Annotated in this window: 15 protein-coding genes; 13 read left to right on the top strand and 2 right to left on the bottom strand. The window is 68.1% G+C overall.

From position 1 onward, the window contains the following. From carB to AAD027_RS09270, 8 genes are all read left to right on the top strand, one after another. Complete coding sequence (carB, locus tag AAD027_RS09305; protein ID WP_341725739.1) at positions 1 to 3243, top strand: carbamoyl-phosphate synthase large subunit; 3243 nt, start codon at positions 1 to 3, stop codon at positions 3241 to 3243. An 8-nt stretch (positions 3244 to 3251) separates the two neighbouring features. Next, positions 3252 to 3716, top strand: a complete 465-nt coding sequence (gene greA, locus AAD027_RS09300; protein WP_341725874.1) for a transcription elongation factor GreA — start codon at positions 3252 to 3254, stop codon at positions 3714 to 3716. 272 nt (positions 3717 to 3988) lie between these two features. Then, positions 3989 to 4942 (top strand): phosphoglycerate mutase, encoded by a 954-nt coding sequence (locus tag AAD027_RS09295; protein WP_341725738.1) that lies wholly within the window; start codon positions 3989 to 3991, stop codon positions 4940 to 4942. Next, entirely contained in the window at positions 4939 to 6663 is a 1725-nt protein-coding gene (recJ, locus tag AAD027_RS09290; protein ID WP_341725737.1) for a single-stranded-DNA-specific exonuclease RecJ, read from the top strand. Before AAD027_RS09295 ends, recJ begins: the two co-directional genes overlap by 4 nt. 315 nt (positions 6664 to 6978) lie before the next feature. Further along, entirely contained in the window at positions 6979 to 8466 is a 1488-nt protein-coding gene (locus tag AAD027_RS09285; protein WP_341725736.1) for a PPC domain-containing protein, read from the top strand. Between the two features lie 155 nt (positions 8467 to 8621). Then, on the top strand, positions 8622 to 9332 hold the full coding sequence (locus AAD027_RS09280; protein WP_341725735.1) for a hypothetical protein: 711 nt from the start codon (positions 8622 to 8624) through the stop codon (positions 9330 to 9332). A gap of 142 nt (positions 9333 to 9474) precedes the next feature. Then, positions 9475 to 12537, top strand: coding sequence for a VIT domain-containing protein (locus AAD027_RS09275; protein ID WP_341725734.1), 3063 nt, complete (start codon positions 9475 to 9477; stop codon positions 12535 to 12537). A 111-nt stretch (positions 12538 to 12648) separates the two neighbouring features. Continuing rightward, complete coding sequence (locus AAD027_RS09270; protein WP_341725733.1) at positions 12649 to 12891, top strand: hypothetical protein; 243 nt, start codon at positions 12649 to 12651, stop codon at positions 12889 to 12891. A gap of 177 nt (positions 12892 to 13068) precedes the next feature. On the opposite strand, the gene AAD027_RS09265 is transcribed toward AAD027_RS09270, so the two are convergent. Beyond that, the gene (locus AAD027_RS09265) at positions 13069 to 14280 is read right to left on the bottom strand and encodes an acyltransferase family protein (protein WP_341725732.1); all 1212 of its coding nucleotides are present in this window, start codon (positions 14278 to 14280) and stop codon (positions 13069 to 13071) included. A 154-nt stretch (positions 14281 to 14434) separates the two neighbouring features. Between AAD027_RS09265 and AAD027_RS09260 the strand changes: the two genes are divergently transcribed. After that, a complete protein-coding gene (locus tag AAD027_RS09260) occupies positions 14435 to 15310 on the top strand; it encodes a LytTR family DNA-binding domain-containing protein (protein ID WP_341725731.1) in 876 nt (291 codons plus the stop codon). 35 nt (positions 15311 to 15345) lie between these two features. Here the strand turns inward: AAD027_RS09260 and AAD027_RS09255 are convergent, their stop codons facing one another. After that, a complete protein-coding gene (locus AAD027_RS09255; RefSeq protein WP_341725730.1) occupies positions 15346 to 17262 on the bottom strand; it encodes a tetratricopeptide repeat-containing diguanylate cyclase in 1917 nt (638 codons plus the stop codon). 158 nt (positions 17263 to 17420) lie between these two features. Between AAD027_RS09255 and prfB the strand changes: the two genes are divergently transcribed. From prfB to AAD027_RS09235, 4 genes are all read left to right on the top strand, one after another. Further along, a protein-coding gene (prfB, locus tag AAD027_RS09250; RefSeq protein ID WP_341725729.1) for a peptide chain release factor 2 occupies positions 17421 to 18546 on the top strand; the annotation gives its coding sequence in 2 pieces (ribosomal slippage) (positions 17421 to 17495 and positions 17497 to 18546; 1125 coding nt in all). A 112-nt stretch (positions 18547 to 18658) separates the two neighbouring features. Further along, a complete protein-coding gene (gene lysS, locus AAD027_RS09245; RefSeq protein WP_341725728.1) occupies positions 18659 to 20182 on the top strand; it encodes a lysine--tRNA ligase in 1524 nt (507 codons plus the stop codon). 411 nt (positions 20183 to 20593) lie between these two features. After that, positions 20594 to 21679: a cyclic di-GMP phosphodiesterase response regulator RpfG gene (gene rpfG, locus AAD027_RS09240; RefSeq protein ID WP_341725873.1), complete on the top strand. Its 1086-nt coding sequence runs from the start codon at positions 20594 to 20596 to the stop codon at positions 21677 to 21679. 3 nt (positions 21680 to 21682) lie between these two features. After that, positions 21683 to 23878 (top strand): ATP-binding protein, encoded by a 2196-nt coding sequence (locus AAD027_RS09235; protein WP_341725727.1) that lies wholly within the window; start codon positions 21683 to 21685, stop codon positions 23876 to 23878. Positions 23879 to 24043 lie beyond the last annotated feature (165 nt).

Genomic DNA, 24043 nt, shown 5'->3' with positions numbered 1-24043 from the left:
ATGCCAAAGCGCAGCGACATCAAAACCATCCTCATCATCGGCGCCGGCCCGATCGTCATCGGCCAGGCCTGCGAGTTCGATTACTCCGGCGCGCAGGCCTGCAAGGCGCTGCGGGAAGAGGGTTACCGGGTGGTGCTGGTCAACAGCAACCCCGCCACCATCATGACCGACCCGGAGATGGCCGACGCGGTCTACATCGAGCCGATCAACTGGCAGACGGTCGAGAAGATCATCGCCAAGGAAAAACCCGACGCGCTGCTGCCGACGATGGGCGGCCAGACCGCGCTGAACTGCGCGCTGGACCTGGCCGACCACGGCGTGCTGGAAAAGCACGGCGTGGAACTGATCGGCGCTTCGCGCGAGGCCATCCGCATGGCCGAGGACCGCGAGCTGTTCCGCGTGGCGATGGCCGAGATCGGGCTGGAATGCCCGAAGGCCGAAGTGGCGCACACGCTGGAAGAAGCGCTGGATATCCAGACCCGCGTGGGCTATCCCACCATCATCCGCCCCAGCTTCACCCTGGGCGGCAGCGGCGGCGGCATCGCCTACAACCGCGAGGAACTGATCGACATCGTCAATCGCGGCCTTGAACTGTCGCCGACCACCGAAGTGCTGGTCGAGGAATCGGTGCTGGGCTGGAAGGAGTTCGAGATGGAAGTGGTCCGCGACACCGCGGACAACTGCATCATCGTCTGCTCCATCGAGAACCTGGACCCGATGGGCGTGCACACCGGCGACAGCATCACCGTGGCGCCGGCGCAGACCCTGACCGACAAGGAATACCAGCGCCTGCGCGACGCCTCCATCGCGGTGCTGCGCAAGATCGGCGTGGACACCGGCGGCTCCAACGTGCAGTTCGGCATCAACGCGCAGACCGGCCGCGTGGTGGTGATCGAGATGAACCCGCGCGTGTCGCGTTCGTCCGCGCTGGCGTCCAAGGCCACGGGCTTCCCGATCGCCAAGGTCGCCGCCAAGCTGGCGGTCGGCTACACGCTGGACGAGCTGAAGAACGAGATCACCGGCGGCCTGACCCCGGCCTCGTTCGAGCCCAGCATCGACTACGTGGTCACCAAGATCCCGCGCTTCGCGTTCGAGAAGTTCCCGCAGGCCGACGCCCGCCTGACCACGCAGATGAAGTCGGTGGGCGAGGTGATGGCGATGGGCCGCACCTTCCAGGAATCGTTGCAGAAGGCGCTGCGCGGCCTGGAGACCGGCAAGGTCGGCCTCGACCCCACCGGCCTGGACCTGGCCAGCGAGGACGACCTGACCACGCTGCGCCGCGAACTGAAGGCGCCCGGCCCGGAACGCCTGTTCTACGTGGCCGACGCGTTCCGCGCCGGCATGACGGTGGAGCAGGTGCATGCGCTGTCGTTCATCGACCCGTGGTTCCTGGACCAGATGGAAGAGATCATCGCCGACGAGAAGCAGGTCGCGGCCGACGGCCTGGCCTCGCTCGACGCGCGCCGCATGCGCCGCCTGAAGCGCATGGGCTTCTCCGATGCCCGCCTGGCGCAGCTTGCCGGCACCGACGAGGCCGCCGTGCGCGTGCTGCGCAAGGCGCTGGGCGTGAAGCCGGTGTACAAGCGCGTGGACTCGTGCGCGGCGGAGTTCGCCACCGGCACCGCCTACCTGTATTCGACCTACGAGGACGAGTGCGAGGCCGAGCCGACCGGCCGCGACAAGATCATGATCCTGGGCGGCGGCCCCAACCGCATCGGCCAGGGCATCGAATTCGACTACTGCTGCGTGCACGCCGCGCTGGCGCTGCGCGAGGACGGGTTCGAGACCATCATGGTCAACTGCAACCCGGAAACCGTCTCCACCGACTACGACACTTCCGACCGCCTGTACTTCGAGCCGCTGACGCTGGAGGACGTGCTGGCCATCGTCGAACTGGAGCAGCCCAAGGGCGTGATCGTTCAGTACGGCGGCCAGACCCCGCTGAAGCTGGCGCAGGCGCTGGAAGCCAACGGCGTGCCGATCATCGGCACCTCGCCGGACTCGATCGACCTGGCCGAGGACCGCGAGCGCTTCCAGCAACTGGTCGAGAAGCTGGGCCTGAAGCAGCCGCCCAACCGCACCGCGCGCAACGCCGACGAGGCGCTGGCGCTGGCCCGTGAGATCGGCTACCCGCTGGTGGTACGTCCGTCCTACGTGCTGGGCGGGCGCGCGATGGAGATCGTCTACGGCGAATCCGACCTGGCCCGCTACGTGCGCGATGCGGTCAAGGTGTCCAACGATTCGCCGGTGCTGCTGGACCGCTTCCTCGACAACGCGGTGGAAGTGGACGTGGACATCATCGCCGACACCGACGGCCAGGTGCTGATCGGCGGCGTGATGGAGCACATCGAGGAAGCCGGCGTGCACTCGGGCGACTCGTCGTGCTCGCTGCCGCCGTACTCGCTGTCGGCGAAGACGCAGGCCGAGCTGCGTCGGCAGGTGGTGGAACTGGCCAAGGCGCTGAACGTGGTCGGCCTGATGAACACCCAGTTCGCCATCCAGTCCAACGACGACGGCGACGACATCATCTACCTGCTGGAAGTGAACCCGCGCGCCTCGCGCACGGTGCCGTTCGTGTCCAAGGCCACCGGCATGCCGCTGGCCAAGATCGCGGCGCGCTGCATGGCCGGCAAGCCGCTGGCGGCGCAGGGCGCGCTGAAGGAAATCGTGCCGGACTACTACTCGGTGAAGGAGGCGATCTTCCCGTTCGCCAAGTTCCAGGGCGTGGACCCGATCCTGGGGCCGGAAATGCGCTCCACCGGCGAAGTGATGGGGGTGGGCCGCAGCTTCGGCGCCGCCATGGCGCGCGCGCAGGAGGCCGGCGGCATCAAGGCGCCGCCGGTGGGCAAGGTGTTCGTCTCGGTGCGCGACCCGGACAAGAAGCGGGTGCTGCCGGTGGCGCGGCAACTGGTCGAGCGCGGCTACAGCATCGTCGCCACGGCCGGCACGGCCACCTGGCTGCGCGAGCATGGCATGGCCTGCGAGCAGATCAACAAGGTGCTGGAGGGCCGCCCGCACGTGGTGGACCTGATCAAGAACGGCGAAATCGTGTATATCGTCAACACGACGGAGGGACGCCAGGCCATTGCCGACTCCTTCTCGATCCGGCGCGAGGCCTTGCAGCACCGCGTCACGTACTCAACGACCGTAGCCGGCGCCAAGGCGCTGGTGCATTCGCTGGAATACCGCGGCACGGGCCCGGTGCTGGCGTTGCAGGAACTGCACAAGGAGCTTCAAGGGTGAGAGCCCCATTGACCATGCAGGGCGCGCAGCGCCTGCGCCAGGAACTGGACCTGCTGAAGACGGTGAAGCGGCCGGAAGTCATCGCCGCCATCGCGGAGGCGCGCGCGCACGGCGACCTGAAGGAAAACGCCGAATACCACGCCGCCCGCGAGCAGCAGGGTTTCATCGAAGGCCGCATCAAGCAGCTGGAAAGCGAGCTGTCGCATTCGGAGATCATCGACGTCACCAAGCTCAACGCGGGCACACGCATCGTGTTCGGCGCCAGGGTGGTGCTGGCCGACGTGGATACCGACGAGGAGAAGCGCTACCAGGTCGTCGGCGACCTGGAGGCGGACATCAAGCTGGGCCTGATCGCGATTTCCTCGCCGCTGGCCCGCGCGTTGATCGGCAAGCACGAAGGCGACTCGGTCACCATCGATGCGCCGGCCGGCCAGCGCGAATACGAAATCGTCAGCGTTTCCTACACGGGTTAAGGGCCTGTCAACGCTATTGGGACGGGCCACGCCGCGCCTGGATGCGCGCGGGGCAAGGAAGAATGAGGGAATGTATGTCGATACAAGACCGAATGATGACGCAGTCCCACGCGCATCCAGGCGCGGCCCGAAGGGTTGCCGCTCCCAAGCGGCCAGACGCCCGTGCGCGGCTTGGACAGGCGGCCAGCCTGCCGCTGCGCCACGCACGAACCCCTGGCCGCTTGGGAACGGCAAGGTGACCTGCCCCAATAGCGTTGACAGGCCCTAGCCCGATGGCGCTGGCCACTCTGTTGCTGCCCGCCCGCACCCGCCTGGTGGGACAGGCGCTGCCGCCCGACGTGGCGCGCGCGCTGGGGCGGGCGGATCGCGGCGCGGCCGAGGCGGGCGAACTGGCGCAATTGCGCCGGCAGTTCCAGCTGGTGCCGGACCATTGGCCGGTCGCCGCGTTGACGCGGCAGTTCGACGCCGGCGATGCGGCGGGCTACACATGGCTCCGCGCCGACCCGGCCCGCGTGTCGCCGGACATGAGCGGTGCGCGGATGCTGGCCCACGGCGATGCGCTGGCGCTGGCCGAGGAAGACACCGCCCGCCTGTTGCCGGCCCTGAAGCCGCTGTTCGGCGACGCCGGCCTGCTGCTGGACGCGCCGCAGCCTTCCCGCTGGTATCTCCGCCTGCCGCGCGAGGCGCAACTCCCCGAGTTCGCTCCGGCCGACGAGGTGCTGGGCGACGACCTGTTCGCGCACCTGCCGCAGGGCGACGCCGGCCGCCGCTGGCGCGCCCTGCTCAGCGAAGCGCAGATCCTGCTGCACAACCATCCGTGGAACGCGCAACGCGTGGCGCAGGGCAAGCCGCCGGTCAACTCGCTGTGGTTCTGGGGCGGCGGCGTGCTGCCGGATTTCGTGCGTACCGGATTCCGCCAGGTGAAGGGCAACGACGTGCTGCTGCGCGCGTTGGCGCAGGCCGCGGGCGTGGACGCCGGGCACGCCAACGGTGAAGGCGGTGTGGACGCGCTGATCGACCTTCGCCACCTGCGCAACCTGGACCGCTTCTGCCACGATGCATTGCAACCACTGCTGGCGGCGTTGGCGAAGCGCGAACTGGATGCGCTGACACTGGACTTCGAGGACGGCATGCAGTTCGTGCTGCGGCGCGAGCAGCGCTGGCGGTTCTGGCGCAGGCCGATGCCGCGCCTGGACACGCTGCGCCCGGACCACGTGCAGGCATGACGCCCGCGCCGCGGATACGCCGCCGCCTGGCCGAGGCCCAGGGCCAGTGGCCCGACACGGTGCCGCCGCTGCTGCGCCGGATCTACGAAGCGCGCGGCGCGCTGACGCCCGAACAGGCGCAGCCGCGGCTGGGCCAACTGCTTCCACCGGATACCCTGGGCGGCATGCAGGCGGCCACGGCGATGCTGGCCGACGCCATCGCGGCGGACAGGCACATCGTCATCGTCGGCGACTTCGACTGCGACGGCGCCACCGCCTGCGCGCTGGGCGTGCGCGGCCTGCGCCTGCTCGGCGCGCGCCATGTCACGCCGGCGGTGCCCAACCGCATGGTGCACGGCTACGGTCTGTCGCCCGCGCTGGTGGACGAACTGGCCGCACTGAAACCCGAGTTGCTGGTCACCGTGGACCACGGCATCGCCTGCCACGCCGGCATCGGCGCGGCCAAGGCGCGCGGCTGGCAGGTGCTGGTCACCGACCACCATCTGCCCGGCGATGCGTTGCCGCCGGCCGATGCCATCGTCAACCCGAACCTGCGCGGCGATCCATTCCCCAGCAAGATGCTGGCCGGCGTCGGCGTGATGTTCTACGTGCTGCTCGCGCTGCGTCGCGTGCTGCGCGAACGTGGCGCCTTCGCCGACGGCGGACCGGACCTGTCCGTGCTGCTGGACCTGGTGGCGGTGGGCACCGTCGCCGACCTGGTGCCGCTGGATACCAACAACCGCGCGCTGGTCGGGGCGGGACTGCGCCGCCTGCACGCGGGGCAGGGCAGCGCAGGCCTGCAGGCGCTGATCCGCGTGTGCGGCCGTGAGGCCGCGCGCCTGACCGCCGCCGACATCGGTTTCGCCATCGCTCCACGGTTGAACGCGGCCGGCCGGCTGGAGGACATGGCGCTGGGCATCGAATGCCTGCTGTGCGACGACGCCACCCAGGCCGAGGAAATGGCGCGCGTGCTGGACGGCATCAATGCCGAGCGCCGTGGCGTGCAGCAACAGATGACGGACGAGGCGCAGGCCGCCCTTGCGCGCGTGGAGCCCGGCGCCAGCGGCCTGCCGCCGCTGGCGCCCTGCCTGTTCGACCCCGAGTGGCATCCTGGCGTGGTCGGCCTGGTGGCCTCGAAGATGAAGGAGCGGCTGCACCGCCCGGTGGTCGCCTTCGCGCCGGCTGAGCCGGGCAGCGCCACGTTGCGCGGCTCCGCGCGTTCGATCCCGGGTTTCCATATCCGCGACGCGCTGGCGGCCATCGATGCCGCCCAGCCCGGCCTGATGGCGCGTTTCGGCGGCCATGCGATGGCGGCCGGACTGACGCTGGACGAAAGCGCGCTGCCGGCGTTCCGCGACGCCTTCCACCGCCAGGCTGCCGCGCTGCTGGACGATTCGTTGTTGCAGGCCGAACTGCCCAGCGATGGGGAACTTTTGCCGCACGAACTGGACCGCGCGCACGCCGAGGCACTGCGCATCGCGGGGCCGTGGGGGCAGGGCTTCCCGGAGCCGTTGTTCGATGGCGTCTTCGACGTGCTGGACTGGCGCGTGGTCGGCGAGCGCCATCTCAAGTTGAGCCTGCGCTGCGCGGGACGGCGCGAACCGCTGAGCGCGATCCACTTCGGCGGCTGGAACCAGCAACCGCCTCCGCCGGCGATCCACGTCGCCTACCAGTTGGATACCGACGACTACCAGAATCGCCGCGGCATCCAGTTGCTGATCCGGCACTGGTCGGCGGCCTGAGCCCGAGACTCTTCGGCGCTTTTCCACTGGAAAGCGACGCATGCCTAAGGCCTGCGCACGCAGCAGAGAGGACAAGGCGCGCGCTATGGCGAGCGCCGCTTGGAGGCGGCGTGTCGAGGCGGACATTCCCCGGCAAAGCCACACGGGATTTCGAAGGCGAGCCTCTCGAACGCGCCGTATCTGCATGCCGCTCCATGCCGATGCGAAAGTCACAGAACAAGACGCAGGCAAAGAACAACGCGGCATAACTCACATTTACCGCATGCCCGGGTTCCGCCGTTGAACACAATCCTGTTTTGGTAGATTGCCGCGGCATTGCCATGGCACAAGCCCATGGCCTTTTCTCACATTGACCAGGGGTGTTCCATGATCGTCAGAACGACCGCCCGACATGCGGCCAGCGTGTGCGCATGCGTCGTGCTCATGTTGTCCGCGGCGGGCTGCCAGCGGCAGCCGACCGGTACCGGCGCAGGCACGGACAAGGAAATCAAATTGAACGTGGGCGATCAGGTGAAGGGCGAAATCACCTCGGGCAGTCGCGTCAATTTCAGCGATGGCAGCCGCAGCGCGTTGTACGCCTTCGAACTGACGGAAAACCAGGCCGTGGCGATCGAGGCCACCGGCGCATTCTGCGGGCGCCTGACCCTGTTCAGTCAGGCCAGTGGCGAGAAACGCGGGACGATCGACCTGGTACGCAGCAGGGTGGAATGCGATGGAGACGATTCCCGCCGTTCCAACGTCGTGACGCTGTTGAGCCCGGCCAGGGCGCGCTACACCCTGGCCGTCAGCGGCCAGAACCCCAGCGACTACGGCCCCTTCACGCTGAGCCTGAAGCCGGTGACGATCCATCAGGGCGATGTGCTGGAACCGGGCGCCGACATCCACGACATGATGGCAGGCGAGCGCAAGACCTACCAACTGAGAATCAAACAGAGTGGGCGTTGCCAGCTGGACATGCGATCGTCCGAATTCGATGCCGTGCTTGCGCTGGAAGGCAATGGGATATCGCAGAAGAACGACGACGGCGGCGAAGGGACCAACGCACGCATCGCGACTTTCCTGGAGCCCGGAACCTACCGGCTGAAGGCCGATTCGGTGGAGGAGTCGAGAGGCGATCGTGCCGCCGGCCTGTATCGGATCCAGGTCGCCTGCAACGAGGTCGCGATTCCAACCGGAACCCGTCTGCAGGACGGCGGCGATCTGCAACTCGACGCGGCGCCCATCACCGGCCTGCTGAGGAACGAAAGCGCCCAGTACCGCTTCACATTGCCCACGCGCGCGCTCGTCACCGTGGACATGAAAAGCGGGGATTTCGACGCGAAGCTCGAACTGACCGGCCCGGGCATCGGGCTGTGGGACGACGACGGCGGCGACAGCAGCGACGCGCGCATCGTGACGGTACTGGAACCGGGTACTTACACGGTGACCGCGACGAAGTACAAAAGCGACGAAAGCGGTGGGCTGTTCACGCTGGGCATCGCCACCGCGCCACCGCCGTCGCCCGACCGGCAGCGCCTGTACTCCGGAGAATCCCGCCAGGCCAGCCTGGTGCCCGGCGGCAAGGATCGCTATGGGCTGTCGGTCGCTGCTGCCGGGCGCTACGTGATCGACATGACGTCCAGGAACCTGGACAGCTATCTCTACCTGCTGCGCGACGGTGCGGTGGTGGAAGAGGACGATGACGGCGGCGATTCGTCCAATGCGCGCCTGGGGGTCGATCTGGAGCCGGGAGACTACGAGATCGTGGCGACGGGATTGGGCGGCGGGCACGGGCCTTACCGGATCGCCGTGCGGGCCGAATGAGCCCACTGGGCGGGCGCCGCGCCCACGCCGCTGTACCTGCGCTACAACACCTGGCTGCGCGAGTACTTCGCGTTGCTGGTGCTGGTCGAACTGCTGGCGCAAGAGCGTTGCGACGAGGGTGCGGATACCGCGCTGATGTTATTTGACCGGACATGATGCACGGTGCGACCGCGTTGCATGGGTTGACGAAGTGGTTGCGGGTGCTGGTGCCCGGCAGCGTGGTCTATCTGTTCGTGTGCAGCATGCGGTTCCTGCTGGCGCCCGCGCCGGGCGACGCCAGCCGGGTCTACGATTTCGCGGTGCTGGTGGGGTTCGAGTTCATCCTCAACCCGATGAACCTGATGTTGTTCATGTTCTCGCGCGCATGGTTGGGAAGATTGGGAGTGCTACTGTTCTTCGCGGGCTTCGTCTATTCCTTTCATGTGATGCTGATCGACGCCGATACGATGAGGTCGCTGATGGCGGGCGTGCTCCTGTCGCATTTCGTCCTGCCGAGCGCAGCCGCCAGGGCGTTCGGCAACGACCGTGCCATGGGCATCTTGGCGGGCCGCATCGTGCTGTACTTCTTCGTGATGATGGGCTGCGTGTTCGGCAATGCGCTGCTGCCGGAAATGGGACTGGACAGGGCCTATCTTGAGTCGGTCGGCCATCACGGCCTGAAGAAGAACGGAGGACTGCTGCTGGATGAGCCGCATGTCGCGCTGTGGATGGCGGTGCTGTACTACGGCGTACTCACGCTGGGGTACGGAGTGTCGGCCGTAGAGCGGGTGATGGGTTTCATCCGCACTCCATCGCCTGCGGCTGCGGGAAGCCCCGGACTAAGCCGCAAACGAAGCCGCAAGTCGGGCCGTCGTGTAGTGCCGTGATTTCGTTGTGCATCATGGCGCGGCTGTGCCCTGCCGGTCGCGTGCGTGGCCATGGGGCATGCAACCCCATTCATTACCATCGGCCGTTGATCTGTTGGATTGCATTCCGAGTGGGGAGAGTCGCGTGTCACGCATGTCACATATGAAGTCCATTGCACTGGTCAGCGCAGGCATGTTGGCGCTGGCCGCCATCGCCGCGCTGGCCCAGGCCAGGACGGAAGTCTTCGCCATCGTGCCACCACTGCTGGAGGTGCGTGGTGCGGAAACGCCCGTCGTGTTGCGCGAGGCGGGTATCGACACCGTGGTGGTGGGCGGGCTGGCGCAGACCACCGTCGATCTGGTTTTCTTCAACCCCAACGCGCGCGATCTGGAAGGCCATCTCGACTTCCCGCTGCGCGACGGCCAGCGCATCACCGGATTCGCATTGGATTTCGACGGCCACCTGCGCCCGGCGGTGCCGGTGGAGAAGGCCAAGGGCCAGCAGGTGTTCGAGGCCATCGAGCGCCGCCAGGTCGATCCGGCGCTGCTGGAGCAGACCGCCGGCAACCATTTCCGGCTGCGCATCTTTCCGATCCCGGCCGGCGATACCCGGCGCGTGCGGCTGACCTACGTCGAACCCTTGTCGCGCGAAACCGCCGGCTCGAAATTCGCGCGCGCCTCGCGCGACGGCGGCATGGGCCTGTCGCTGCCGCTGGATTATGCCAGGGGCGCCGAATCGGTCGCGCTGCGGATCCGTGTGCAGGGCGAAGGCAAGCCGGTGATGCTCGGCCAACTGGGCGCGGTGGCGTTCGAGCGCCGCGGCAACGCCTGGGAGGCGCACTGGAAATCGCCGGCCCTGAGCGGCGGCGATCGCGATCATGTCGTCCGTCGCGCCGCGCCGTTCCGCGGCGGCGACCTGCGCCTGAGCGTGCCGCGCCGTGCGCAGCCGCAGGTGCATGTCCAACTGGTGGACGGGCAGGCGCATTTCCTGGCCGAGATCCCGGTGGACGACGTGGCCGTGGTGCGCGCCTTGCCGGGCCGGATCGGCCTGCTGTGGGACAGCTCCGGCTCGGCGCGCAAGCGCGATGTCGAAAGCGAACTGGCGGTGCTGGATGCGTACTTCCGCGCGGCCGGCGACATCGAGGTGTCGCTGGTCCGGCTGCGCGACCGCGCCGAACCCGCGCAGGCGTTCCGCGTGCGCGGCGGCGACTGGTCGGCGCTGCGACAGGCGCTGCGCGACACGGTATACGACGGCGCCAGCAACCTCGGCGACTGGTCGCCGCGCGACGACATTCCCGAGTATCTGTTGTTCAGCGATGGCCTGGGCAACTACGGCGCGCAGTCGTTTCCGCAACTGGCGGCGGGGCAGCGCCTGTACGCCCTGCACGCGGCCGGTTCGCATGCCGACGATGTGCGTCTGCGCGCCTGGGCCGAGGCCAGCGACGGCGGCCAGTCGATCGCCATCGCCGCGCCCCGGCTGGCCGACGCCACCCGGGCACTGTTGCACGAACGTCCGCGCCTGCTGTCGGAGCAGTTGCCCGGCGGCGCAGAACTGGTGCGCGAATCCTCGCTGCCACGCGACGGGATGTTCCGCGTGGCCGGCCTGCTGCGCGAGGACCGCGGCACGCTGACCATGCGCTATCGCCAAGGTAACGGTCATGTCGAAACGGTCGAGCTGCCGGTGGATGGGCGCGATGCCTTGCAGGAAGGTCCCATCGGCCAGTTGTGGGCCGGCTACTGGGTTGACCGGCTGTCCGCCGATCCCGATGTCCACCGCGCGCGCATCCGCGAACTGGGCGGGCGTTACAGGCTGGTCACGCCGGAGACGTCGCTGATCGTGCTGGAGACGGTGGAGGATTACGTTCGCTACGACATCGCGCCGCCGGAGGAATTGCGGGAAGCGTTCGCGGAGTTGAAAGCGGAACAGACGGAGGAAGCCGCCGAGGACCGGCAAGCGCGCATCGACGAAGTGGCCGAGGCGTTCGCGGAGAAGATCGCATGGTGGAATGCGAAGCCATCGGGTGTGCGTCGCAGGGAGTCGGTGCCGGAGCAGGCCGACGTGGTTGCCGTGGCGGCTCCGCCACCTGTCGCAACGCCTGCCGCGCCGCCGCCGCCGCAACGCGTTCTAGCGACGCCACCGGCGCCAGCGCTGGAGCGGCGGGCACAGGATGCCGTTGCAACGGCGCATGCCGAGGCAGCGGAAAGCGCAGCGCTGCGTGAGGTCACGGTCATCGGATCGGTCGTCGCCGAACCGGAAGCGGAGAGCAGCAAGGAAATGACGCTGGACGCAGTGCAGATCACCGCCTCGACCGGCAAGCGCATCGGCATCGCCCTGCAGCCGTGGGAACCCGACTCGCCCTATGCGCGCCGCCTGCGCGAAGCCGCGCCGGAACGGATCTACGCCCTCTACCTGGACGAACGCGATGCCCACGCCGACAGCACCGCGTTCTACCTGGACGTGGCGGACCTGTTGTTCCTAGCCGGGCAGGATGCGCTGGCCCTGCGCGTGCTCTCCAACCTGGCCGAACTGCAGTTGGAGAACCGCCACATCCTGCGCGTGCTGGCCTACCGCCTGATGCAGGCCGGGCAGCCTGCGCTGGCGGTGCCGCTGTTCGAGCAGGTACGGCGGCTGGCGCCGGAGGAACCGCAGAGCTTCCGCGACCTGGGCTTGGCCTACGCGGCCGTCGGCCAGCCGCAGCAGGCGGTCGATGCGCTGTACGAAGTGGTGACCGGCGATTGGGATGGCCGCTTCGGCGGCATCCAGCTGATCGCGCTGGCCGAACTCAACGACGTCGTCGTCAATGCCACGCAGCGCCCCGACACCCGCCGCACCGACCCGCGCCTGCTGAAGCATCTGCCGCTCGACCTGCGCGTGGTGCTCGCGTGGGACAGCGACAACAGCGACATGGACCTGTGGGTCACCGATCCGGATGGCGAGAAGTGCTACTACAACAACCCGCTCACCGCGCAGGGCGGACGGTTGTCGGACGACTTCACCGGCGGCTACGGGCCGGAGGAGTTCTCGCTGCGCAAGGCCAAGCCCGGCAAGTACACGGTGGAGGCCAACTTCTTCGGCGACCGCCAGCAACTGGTCACCGGCGCCACTACCCTGCAACTGAAACTGACCACAGGTTTCGGCACGCCGCAGGCGAAGGAGCAGCGGGTGACCCTGCGCCTGAAGGAGCAGTCGGAAACCGTGCTGGTCGGGGAGTTCCAGGTGGAATGAAGGAGCAAGACGCAGGCCGGCCTCAATGGGGTGGCACTTCGCTGCGATTGCCGCGGGACGATGCCGGGTTTCGTTTTTTTTCTGCAATGTCGACATGTTCAAGGAGTGCATATGAAGTGGTTTGCGGCGATCTTCGTCTTTGCGGTATTAGGCGTGTTGTCGGTCAACGCGTTCAGCGGGGACGACCTGGGCGCCGGCCACGACAACCGGTTCATTGCCATGATGGTCGATCTGTACGCCTGGCTGATGGGGAACATCGGCAGCACCGCAACCGGCGCGCTGTTCGCCGTTTGCGCGGTGGGCATCCTGGTCCTGGCGTTCCTGGATGGCAGGAAAAAAGAAGAAAGTAGGTAGGCCGGCCGGGCACACGTGGCCGATGCCTCCGCCTCGGGTCGCGAGGATGTACGAAGTGCGGTGCAGGAGGGGCTTCAGCCCCGACCGCGCCACGGAAGGCGTCATGATCGCCGCTGCTCCCGCAGGAGCGGCGGCTATCCGGCAAGCGGCAGTCCCGCATGCAGCGAGGGACCCGGTCTAGGCGGCGCGTGCGTCCACCCCGGACGATGCACGCGTCGCCGGGGCGGCGGCCGTCAGTCCGAACAACGGTCGCAGCCAGCGCATCCGACGGATGACCTCGTAGCCGGCGAAGCACAGGGCGAACGTCAGCATGACCAGCACCGGGCCTTCGATCCACGGCGCCAGGCCGAACGCTTTGAAGTGGTGCGCCAGCACGACGATGACGGTCTGGTGGAGGATGTAGATCGGGAACACCGCCGGGACCAGGTAGCGCAGCACCGGGCCGTCGCCGGGCGCGAGGCTGCGCGCGAAGCCCAGGATGGCGACGATGGCGCACCACTGGTTGAGCCCCCACGCCGCCCGCATCAGCAGGCGCAGCCATTGCGGCGGCGCGACCTCCACGAAATGGGCGAAGTAGGTCACGATCGCCAGCCAGCTGCCCAGCCAGAGCACGAGGGCGATCCCGCGCGAGCGCTGCATAGCGGCCCAGACGCCTTCGCTGCGCGCGATCAGGAAGCCCAGCAGGAAGATGCCGAAGTACTGGACATGGTTGTACCAGTCGTCCACCAGGGCGTGGGTGGAATCGAAGATCCCGATCAGCGCGGCCCGCGCCATCGCGAAGAACAGGATCGGCCACAGCAGCAGGCCCCAGCCCTTCAGCGCCTTGGCGAGTCCGCCGCCCGCCGCATCCAGCACGCGGGGGGAAAGTGTCCACAGCAGCCACAACGCGACCGTGTAGACCCACAGGTAGGCGACGAACCACAGGTGGTTCCAGGTGGGGATGGCCAGGCAACCGCCTTCGGTGTCGCAGAAGCCCGGATAGGCGGTCAGGTAGCGTCCGTAGAAGACCAGGAAGCCCTCGTGGTAGCCGCCCGGCAGCTGTTCGACCACTTGGTAGTACGACTGCGGCGGCACCACGACCAGCATCCCGAAGATCAGCGGCGGCAACAGCCGCCATGAGCGTCCCCCGAGGAAGCGCACCCTGTCTCCCGTGGAGGCGGCCGTCCGCTGCGCCTTGCCCAGCAGGAACGCGGTCGCCACGCCCGACACCAGGAACAGCAGCGAAAGCCGCCACGGCGAACTGAGCATCATGAAGGGCTCCAGCGCCGAGCCGGCGTCCGGGCTCTTCACGTGCCAGTCCCAGCTGACGTAGTACATGCCGACGTGGTACAGCACCAGCAGCCCGAAGGCGCAGACGCGGACCCAGTCCAGATCGTGGCGGCGTTGCATCGTTCTTCTCCCAGGGGAATCCCGGGCACAGGTTCGCGGCGCGGAAGAAGGACGGCCAGCGCGTGGGGACGCGCTGCGGCGTGCCGGGGACGAATCGCGGGACGCTGGGACGAACCGGGGGCGGATGCTCCGGCCCTCGGTTTAGAATGCGCCGATGGCCGCACCGGACTCGCTCAGCTACGAACGCTACCTGCCGTGGAAGCGCTGGGTCGAGATCGGCTTCTGGGTGGTGATGATCGGCGCCAACTGCGCCGGCAACAGCATCACCACCCTGATGGAGATCCGGCGTTGGCCGTCCAGTATCCAGAGCTGGGAGCCGCCGGTCTGGGAGATCACCAGCGGACTGATGTGGCTGCTGGTCCTGGTCCCGGCCATCGCCTGGTACACCCACCGGTTCCCGTTCCACTGGGGCGACTGGCGCCGGCAGCTGGCCGGTTACCTCGGGGCCAGCGTGGCGATCTGCCTGGTGCACGTACTGGGCATGGTGGCCCTGCGCGAACTGGCGTACCGCGCGCAGGGCATGGAGTACTACTTCGGCCCGTGGCCGCGCGAGCTGCTCTACGAATACCTGAAGGACATCCGCAGCTTCGCCCTGATCGTGATCGTGATCGAGGGCTACCGGACCCTGCTGCGCCGCTGGCAGGGCGAGGCCAGCCTGCTGGCCGAACCGGACGAAGGCCCTCCGGTGGAGCCGGTGGACCGGCCGGAACGCTTCCTGGTGCGCAAGCTGGGGCGCGAATTCCTGGTGGCGGCCAACGACATCGAATGGATGCAGGCGGCCGGCAACTACGTGAACCTGCGTGTGCGCGGCCATGACTATCCGTTGCGCAGCACCATCGCCGGCATCGAGGCGCGGCTGGACCCACGGCGCTTCGCCCGCATCCATCGCAGCTACATCGTCTCGCTGGACCAGGTCGCTTCGATCGAACCGCTGGATACCGGCGACGCGCGCCTGCACCTGAAGGACGGTACCGTGCTGCCCTGCAGCCGCCGCCACCGCAGTGAATTGCGGATGCGCACCGGCGACTGAAGCCGCCAGGGCCTGTCCCGGTGGCGTTGCAGGCCCTAGACCGGCCGCCGCTCCAGGGGATGGCTGGCCATGAAGTCGATCGTCCCGTCGCGCACGGCCTGTTCCGGCTGTTCCAGCAGCGCATCGGCGCGGACGCCGGCGGGCAGCGCCAGGCCCCACAGGCCGGCCCAGGCGTCGCGGTGGTCCTTGGCGGCATACAGCGCACGGTCGGCCATGCGGATGGCGTAGTCCCAGCCGGCGCCGGCGCTGTCGTCCCGTCCGTCGAAGAAGGGGAACGGCGCGAATCCCAGCGAAACGGTCAGCGGCCAGGGCTGCCCGGGCGACAGCTCCAGCGTGCAGCCCATCGCCGCGTGCAGCCGTGCCGCGACCGTGCAGGCTTCTGCAGGCTGGAGGTCAGGACAGGCCACCAGGAATTCCTCGCCACCCCAGCGCGCCACCAGGTCCCCCGGCCGGCACGCATCCCGCAGCCGGCGCGACAGTTCCACCAGCACTTCGTCGCCGGCGTGGTGGCCATGGGTGTCGTTGACCTGCTTGAAGTGGTCGATGTCGATCAGGAACAGCGCATGGCGCATCCCCGGCAGGTTGCGCTGGGTGGCCATCTCCTGCAAAGAATGGGTGGCGGCGCGGCGGTTCTTCAGTCCGGTCAGCAGGTCGGTGGCGCTGACGGCGCGCAGTTGCCGGTTCTTGCGCCGCTGCAGCAGGCCGAACGCGATGCCGGCGATCACCAGCAGCGTCAGCAGGGCCGCGCCGGCGTGCCGTATCAACCGCGACTTCTCGTCGTTGAGGGTGCGGATCTGCGCTTCGTGCCGCAGGCGTTCCAGTTCGCGCTGCGCGCTGGCGTTCGCGCTGCGCGCCTGCAGGTCGGCCAGCAGTTCCAGGCGTTGCTGCTTCAGCGCATGCATCTCGATCGCATGCAGCCGCTGGCCGGTCTGCAGCGCTTCTTCGGCCTGGCCCAGCGCGGCCTGCGCGCCGATCCATGCCAGCAGCACCTCGCGCTGCTTCTGCGGTTGCGGCGTGCCTTCCACCAGCCGCCACGCGCGCTCGGCGGTGCGCAGGGCCGGGAGAGGTTCGCCGGTGAGGCGCTGCAGGGTGGACAGTTTGGCCAGCGAGCCGGCCAGCGCCGGCCGGTCGGCGCTGGCTTCCTGTGCGCGGACGACGGTTTCCAGCAGCGGACGCGCCCGCGCCCACTGGCCCTGGCGGATCCAGATGCCGGCCCGTTCGCCGCGCAGGCGCTGCAGCACCGAAAGGCTGTCCTTGCGCAGGGCCATGGCTTCGCCTTCGTCGATGGCGGCCAGCGCCTCGGCGTCGCGGCCCAGCTTCACCAGGTTGAGCACGTGGTTGTGCAGGATCAGCGGGTCTTCCAGACCCACCGATTCGGCGGCGGCCAAGGCCTTGCGGTAGTAGCCGTCGGCGACATCGGGCGAATCCAGGTAGTCGGAGTGGATCAGGCCCACGTTGGTCAGCGTGGCAGCCTGGATCAGCGCCGCTTCGCGCTCGTCCAACTGGTGGGAGATGGCGTAGGCCTGCAGGTAGGCGGCCTCGGCGCGGTGGATATGGCCGGCACCGTGATACACCGAACCCGCCTGCGAATAGGCGCGCAACCTGAATTCCGCCGGCAGTTGCGGGTTGGCCCGCACCCGCCGTTCCATGCGGGCCGCGGCCTGCGTCGCGCGCGCGTCCTCGCCCAGCAGGCCGGCGGCGATGCCCAGGCAGCTGAGCGTTTTCAGTTCATCCTCCACCGCCAATCCCGGCGTGGCCAGCAGCGATTCGGCCAGCGCGGCGGCGGTGGCGGGTTCGTCGCGGCGCAGTTTCAGGCAGCGCGAGACCTGTTCCTCGTGCGGCGATGCAGCCGGCTCCGATGCCGCCGCCGCACGCGCCGGCAGCAGCCAGAACAGCAGGGTCAGCAACAGCGAGGCAGGGAGGAGGACGGGCAGGGGAGGGGAAAGGGGCATTCCGGTTCCGGCAGGGGCGGCGTGGCCTGTCAGTCTCTGCAATTCCTGTTCCGGAATCGCAGCGCGGGCCGTTTTCGCCGCCGGCCGCCGCCGGAAATCCGGCCGGGGCGGCGCTCTGGTATCCTTTCCGGCCGACCCGACCCCACCTTTGCCGCACCATGATCGAACTGAATCCCGTCCGCCAGCGCATCGCCGACCTGCAGGAACGGTTGGCTTCGCTCCGGGGGTATCTTTGACTACGACGCCAAGCGCGAGCGTCTGGAAGAAGTGAACCGGGAGCTGGAAAGCCCCGACATCTGGAACAACCCCGAAACCGCGCAGGCCCTGGGCCGCGAGCGCTCGCTGCTGGACAAGACCGTCAACGGCATCCGCACCATCGACGAAGGCCTGGTGGGCGCGCTGGAACTGCTGGAACTGGCCGAGAGCGAGAACGACGAGGACACCGCGCGCGCCGTGGTGGACGATGTCGAACGCTACGCCACGCACGTGGACAAGCTGGAATTCCAGCGCATGTTCTCCGGCAAGATGGATGCGTCCAATGCCTTCGTCGACATCCAGGCCGGCGCCGGCGGCACCGAGGCGCAGGACTGGGCGGAAATCCTGCTGCGCATGTACCTGCGCTGGTGCGAATCGCGCGGCTGGAAGACCGAGCTGATGGAAGCCAGCGGCGGCGACGTCGCCGGCATCAAGTCGGCCACGCTGCGGGTGGAAGGCGACTTCGCCTACGGCTGGCTGAAGACCGAGACCGGCGTGCACCGGCTGGTGCGCAAGTCGCCGTTCGATTCTGACAACCGCCGCCACACCAGCTTCACCTCGGTGTTCGTGTCGCCGGAAGTGGACGACAACATCGACATCGACATCAATCCGGCCGACCTGAGGACCGACGTGTACCGTTCGTCCGGCGCCGGCGGCCAGCACGTCAACAAGACCGAATCGGCGGTGCGCATCACCCACGTGCCCACCGGCATAGTGGTGGCCTGCCAGACCGGCCGCAGCCAGCACCAGAACCGCGACAACGCGATGAAGATGCTGGCCGCCAAGCTGTACGAGCTGGAGATCCAGAAGCGCAACGCCGAGCGCGATGCGGTGGAAGCCACCAAGTCCGACATCGGCTGGGGCAGCCAGATCCGCAACTACGTGCTGGACCAGAGCCGCATCAAGGACCTGCGCACCGGCGTGGAGCGCACCGACACGCAGAAGGTGCTGGACGGCGACCTGGACGAGTTCGTCGAGGCCAGCCTGAAATCCGGCCTGGAAGCCGGCTCCAAACGCATCGACGCCTGATATTCGCCCATGCAGGAGCGGCCTCGGCCGCGATGCTTTGGCCGATAATCACCGCAAGAGCATCGCGCCCCAGGGCGCTCCTGCAAGCCCCCCATTCCTTGATCCGAACAACATGACCGACCAGACCCGCGCGCCGCAGACCCACGCCGACGAGAACAGCCTCATCGCCGAGCGTCGCGCCAAACTGACGGCGCTGCGCGGGCAGGGCATCGCGTTCCCCAACGACTTCCGCCGCAGCGACTACGCCGGCGACCTGCATGCGCAGTACGCCGACCAGGACCTGTGGACGGCCGAATCGCTGGAAGCCGCGGGCCGCCGTGTGAAGCTGGCGGGCCGCCTGATGGCCAAGCGGGTCATGGGCAAGGCCAGCTTCGTGCAGATCCAGGACGAATCCGGGCGCATCCAGCTGTTCCTGCAGTCCAACGCATTGGGCGATACCTACGAGGCGTTCAAGGGCTGGGACATCGGCGACATCGTCGCCGTCGAAGGCGGGTTGACCCGCACACGCACCGGCGAACTGTCGGTGAGGGCCGAATCGCTGCGCCTGCTGACCAAGTCGCTGCGCCCGCTGCCGGACAAGTGGCATGGCCTGTCGGACGTGGAGCAGCGCTACCGCCAGCGCTATGTCGACCTGATCGTGACGCCGGAAGCGCGCGAGGTCTTCATCAAGCGTTCGCGCATCATCCGCGCGATCCGCGAATGGCTGGACGCGCGCCGCTTCCTGGAAGTGGAAACGCCAATGATGCATTACATCCCCGGCGGCGCGGCGGCCAAGCCGTTCGCCACCCACCATAACGCGCTGGACCTGGACCTGTACTTGCGCGTGGCGCCGGAGTTGTACCTCAAGCGCCTGGTCGTGGGCGGGCTGGAGCGCGTGTACGAGATCAACCGCAACTTCCGCAACGAGGGCGTCAGCACGCGCCACAACCCCGAATTCACCATGCTTGAACTGTACGAGGCCTACGCTACGTACACCGAGATCATGGATCTGACCGAGGCGGTGATCCGCGACGTCGCCCACGAAGTGCTGGGCACCGGCGAGGTGGAGTGGGAAGGACAGGCGATCGACCTGGAGCCGGCGTTCCGCCGCTGGCGCATGGACGAGGCCGTGCGCCACCACAACCCCGACATCAGCGCCGCCGACTGCACCGACCGCGATGCGCTGGCGCGCCATTGCGAGCGCCTGAAGATCCATGTCAAGCCGTCGTACGGTTGGGGCAAGCTGCTGCTGGAGATCTTCGAGAAGACGGTGGAGCACACCCTGATCCAGCCCACCTTCATCACCGACCATCCGGTGGAAGTCTCGCCGCTGGCCCGCGCCAACGACGACGATCCGGGCTACACCGACCGTTTCGAGTTGTTCATCAACGGCAAGGAGATCGCCAACGGCTTCTCCGAGCTGAACGACCCCGAGGATCAGGCTGCCCGCTTCATGGCCCAGGTCCAGGCCAAGGAAGGCGGCGACGACGAGGCCATGCACTTCGACGCCGACTACATCCGCGCGCTGGAGGTGGGCCTGCCGCCGACCGGCGGCCTGGGCATCGGCATCGACCGCCTGGTGATGATGATGACCGGCTCGGATTCGATCCGCGACGTGCTGCTGTTCCCGTACATGCGGCCGGAAAGCCACGGCTGAGGGTCGCCGGCCGCGTCAAAATAGTGACGCGGGAGGGCAGAACCCAGCCCGGTACAGGTGACGTGCCGGGTCCATCCCACGGAGGGAAAATGTCCCGTATACCGTGTCCCCAGGCCATACCGGGCCGCATGCGGCCCTGAAACCCGCATCATTGCGTGATGGAGGTGGCTTTTGTACCAGCGCCCGGCTCATTGGCACCGGCTGGCACGCTTCCTGCGTGACTTCAGGCGCCGGATGGTCAATATTCCGTCCGGCGCGCCGATGGAAGTCAGGGGAGGGGGCCCCCGGATTCAGATCGGTCCCCTCCATGGATCGCGGTCCCTGCCCGGGCCCGCGCCATCGACCAGGCCTACCGACATGCTAGATGCCAGCGCCGCCATCGCCGGAGTATCCTTGCCCGACAGCCACTTGATGTGGCCCCAAGGGGTAGGAAGCGCATTGAACATCGTCATCGTCGACGATCAGACGTCTGCGCGCACGATGCTGCGCCATGTCATCGAGGACATCGCGTCCGAGCTGACGGTCCACGATTTCGGCGATCCGCTGGCCGCGCTGGAATGGTGCGAGAAGAACCGCACCGACCTGCTGCTGCTGGACTACCGCATGCCGGGCATGGACGGGCTGGAATTCGCGCGCCGTTTCCGCCGCCTGCCGATGCACCGCGACATCGCCATCATCCTGATCACTGTGGTCGGCGACGAGCCGATCCGCCAGGCGGCGCTGGAAGCCGGCGTCATCGACTTCCTGGTCAAGCCGGTGCGTCCGCGCGAACTGCGCGCCCGTTGCCGCAACCTGCTGCAACTGCGCCAGCAGTCCGAGAACGTCAAGCAGCGTGCGCTGTCGCTGGAGCAGCGCCTTTTGTCCAGCATGCACGAGGTGGAGGAGCGCGAGCGCGAGACGCTGTCGCGCCTGGCCCGCGCCATCGAATTCCGCGACAGCGGCACCAGCGCCTACCTGGAGCGCATGGCGCACGTGGCCGGGCTGATCGCCGAACAGCTCGGCCTGCCTGAGGACGAGGTGCGCGCCATCGAGATGGCCGCGCCGCTGCACGACATGGGCAAGATCGCCATTCCCGATTCGGTGCTGATGAAGGCCGGCCCGCTGACCGCGGAAGAGACCGAGGTCATGCGCCGCCATCCGAAGATCGGCCACCAGTTGCTGTCGGGCAGCCAGAACCGCTTCATCCAGGCCGGCGCGATCATCGCCCTGCGCCACCACGAGCGCTACGACGGCAGCGGCTATCCGGATGGCCTCGTCGGCGAGGAAATCCCGTTGGAAGCCAGGATAGTGGCGGTTGCGGACGTGTTCGATGCGCTGATCTCGCCGCGCCCGTACAAGAAGGCCTGGGAGAAGGACGCGGCGCTGGCCTACCTGTACGCCCAGCGCGGTCGCCTGTTCGATCCCGCATGTGTCGACGCGCTGATCCGCGGGCGGGCGCGGCTGGACGACATCTGCGAGCGCTATTCGACGGTGCAGAGCCGTCCAGGGATGGAGTGAATGATGGCCAACCTGACCACATGGGTGAAGAATCGCCTGGCCAACCGGCCCGACAGCGAGCACGGGCAAGCGCTGGTGCGCATCGGGGTGATCTCGATCATCCTGGCCTACGCGCTGCTGCCGTCTTCGCGCGCCGCGCTGCCGGCCGGCGAGCATGGGATCGTCCTGGCCATCGTGCTGTCGGGGCTGGTCAACGGCATGGGCATTTTCGCCTGGCTGCTGGTGCAGCCGGGCAAGTCGCATGCGCGCCGCGCGCTGGGCATGGTGGCCGACTACGGCCTGCTGGCCGCGGCCATGATCGGCATGGGCGAGCCGCTGTCGTGGGCCTACGTCGTGCTGATGTGGATCACGGTCGGCAACGGCCTGCGCTACGGCAACCGTTACCTGGTGGTGGCGGTGGGCATGGCCAGCGCCGCGTTCGCCTGCGTGGTCGGCATGAGCGACTACTGGACCCGCAACCTGACCCTGGGCATCGGCCTGGTGCTGGGTCTGATCGCGGTGCCGATGTACCTGTCGGGCCTGCTGCGCGACCTGACCCGCGCCACCGACGAGGCGCGCCGCGCCAACGAAGCCAAGAGCCGCTTCCTGGCCAACATGAGCCACGAGTTCCGCACGCCGCTGAACGGCCTGGCGGGCATGTCCGAACTGCTGGCCACCACCCGCCTGGACAGCGAGCAGCGCGAATGCCTGTCCACCATCCAGGCGTCCACGCGCACGCTGCTGGGCCTGGTCGAGGACGTGCTGGACATCTCGGCGATCGAGGCCGGCAAGCTCAAGCTCAACGTGGTGGAGTTCTCGCCGCGCGAACTGGTCGAGAGCATCGGCCTGATCCTGATGCCGCAGGCGCGCGGCAAGCAGGTGCGTTACGAAGGCCATGTGGACGACGCCATTCCCGCCAAGCTGCGCGGCGACGCCGGCCACCTGCGCCAGGTGCTGCTGAACCTGGTCGGCAACGCGGTCAAGTTCACCGATGAGGGCGAGGTGCGGCTGGCGGTCGCGCCGACGCTGGCGGACGGCAAGCAGGTGCGGCTGCGCTTCACCGTCACCGATACCGGCATCGGCGTGCCGGTGGCGTTGCGCGAGCGGCTGTTCGAGGCGTTCGAGCAGGCGGACGGAAGCCTGTCGCGCCGCTACGGCGGCACCGGTCTGGGCACCACCATCGCCAAGGGCCTGACCGAGGCCATGGGCGGCACCATCGGCTTCGAGAGCAACGGACAGCGCGGCAGCTGTTTCTGGGTGGAACTGCCGTTCGAGGCCGTGCCCGAGCGCGTCATGGTGCCGGCGGTGGAAGGCCATGCCGACTGGCTGGAGGAATCCGAGGCCGCGGCCGCCGAGAACATCATCGCCTTCTCCGATCCGTTCCTGCGCCATCGCGCCCGCGTGCGCAGCATGCAGATCCTGGTCGCCGACGACCACGAAGCCAACCGCATGGTCGTGCAGCGCCTGCTGCAGAAGGCCGGCCACCGCATCACCTGCGTCAACGGCGGCGAGGACGTGCTCAACGCACTGGAATCCGCCGGCTACGACGCGGTGATCTGCGACCTGCACATGCCGGGCCTCAGCGGCCTGGACCTGTTGAAGCAACTGCGCGTGATGGAAGCCGGCAGCGGCAGCCGCACGCCGGTGCTGATCCTCAGCGCCGACGTCACCCCCGAATCGATCCAGCGCTGCGAGCAGGCGGGCGCCCGCGCCTTCCTCGCCAAGCCCGTCGTGGCGACCCGCCTGCTGGATGCGCTGGCCGACATCGCCACCCACGGCAAGGTCATGGCCAATGCCGGCAACGCCGCGCCGGTGCGCGCCGAACTGTCGGTGTCCGATGGCGTGCTGGACGTCAGCGTGCTGGACGAACTGACCGCGCTGGGCATGGGCGAAACCTTCGAGCGCGAGTTCATCGAGCAATGTCTCAACGATGCCGACGGCTGCATCGGCGCGATGGCGCACGCGATGGAACGCGGCGACGGCGAACACCTGCGCGAGCACGCGCATGCGCTGAAGGGTGTGGCCAGCAACCTGGGCCTGGTCAAGCTGGCGGCGGCGGCGGGCGAAATGATGCGGCTGGCCGACTGGCAGATCTCGCGCGAGTGGCGGCACCGGCTGGCGGCGCTCAATTCCCACCTCAGCCATGGCCGTGCGGCGCTGGAAGCGCGGCAACGCCTGCGCGCCGCCATCGAGAAAGGCGGCGAAGGTTCGTCGTCCTGACCGACAGCATCGCGCGCACCGGGCCTGCGGGCCGGTGTCGTGCGGCGCCCATCCTGTGGTCGAAAACGGTCGTGATGAAGGCTGTCCGCCTGCGGGCGGGTCCCTGGCGAGTACGGTGACCCGGACTCGCCCTTGAAGACGCGATGCCTGCGCTTCAACCCCCTG

The sequence above is a fragment of the Pseudoxanthomonas putridarboris genome (assembly GCF_038321125.1).
Classification (GTDB): domain Bacteria; phylum Pseudomonadota; class Gammaproteobacteria; order Xanthomonadales; family Xanthomonadaceae; genus Pseudoxanthomonas_A; species Pseudoxanthomonas_A putridarboris.
The sequence above is the reverse complement of the archived record's forward strand: the minus strand, read 5'-3'. Positions and strand labels throughout refer to the sequence as shown.

What these genes read in the sequence shown, in the direction of transcription:
- carB (WP_341725739.1), top strand. Translation starts at nt 1, where the DNA reads ATGCCAAAGCGCAGCGACATCAAAACCATCCTCATCATCGGCGCCGGC.
- AAD027_RS09295 (WP_341725738.1), top strand. Translation starts at nt 3,989, where the DNA reads ATGGCGCTGGCCACTCTGTTGCTGCCCGCCCGCACCCGCCTGGTGGGA.
- recJ (WP_341725737.1), top strand. Translation starts at nt 4,939, where the DNA reads ATGACGCCCGCGCCGCGGATACGCCGCCGCCTGGCCGAGGCCCAGGGC.
- AAD027_RS09280 (WP_341725735.1), top strand. Translation starts at nt 8,622, where the DNA reads ATGCACGGTGCGACCGCGTTGCATGGGTTGACGAAGTGGTTGCGGGTG.
- AAD027_RS09275 (WP_341725734.1), top strand. Translation starts at nt 9,475, where the DNA reads ATGAAGTCCATTGCACTGGTCAGCGCAGGCATGTTGGCGCTGGCCGCC.
- AAD027_RS09270 (WP_341725733.1), top strand. Translation starts at nt 12,649, where the DNA reads ATGAAGTGGTTTGCGGCGATCTTCGTCTTTGCGGTATTAGGCGTGTTG.
- AAD027_RS09265 (WP_341725732.1), bottom strand. Translation starts at nt 14,280, where the DNA reads ATGCAACGCCGCCACGATCTGGACTGGGTCCGCGTCTGCGCCTTCGGG.
- AAD027_RS09260 (WP_341725731.1), top strand. Translation starts at nt 14,435, where the DNA reads ATGGCCGCACCGGACTCGCTCAGCTACGAACGCTACCTGCCGTGGAAG.
- AAD027_RS09255 (WP_341725730.1), bottom strand. Translation starts at nt 17,262, where the DNA reads ATGCCCCTTTCCCCTCCCCTGCCCGTCCTCCTCCCTGCCTCGCTGTTG.
- lysS (WP_341725728.1), top strand. Translation starts at nt 18,659, where the DNA reads ATGACCGACCAGACCCGCGCGCCGCAGACCCACGCCGACGAGAACAGC.
- rpfG (WP_341725873.1), top strand. Translation starts at nt 20,594, where the DNA reads ATGTGGCCCCAAGGGGTAGGAAGCGCATTGAACATCGTCATCGTCGAC.
- AAD027_RS09235 (WP_341725727.1), top strand. Translation starts at nt 21,683, where the DNA reads ATGGCCAACCTGACCACATGGGTGAAGAATCGCCTGGCCAACCGGCCC.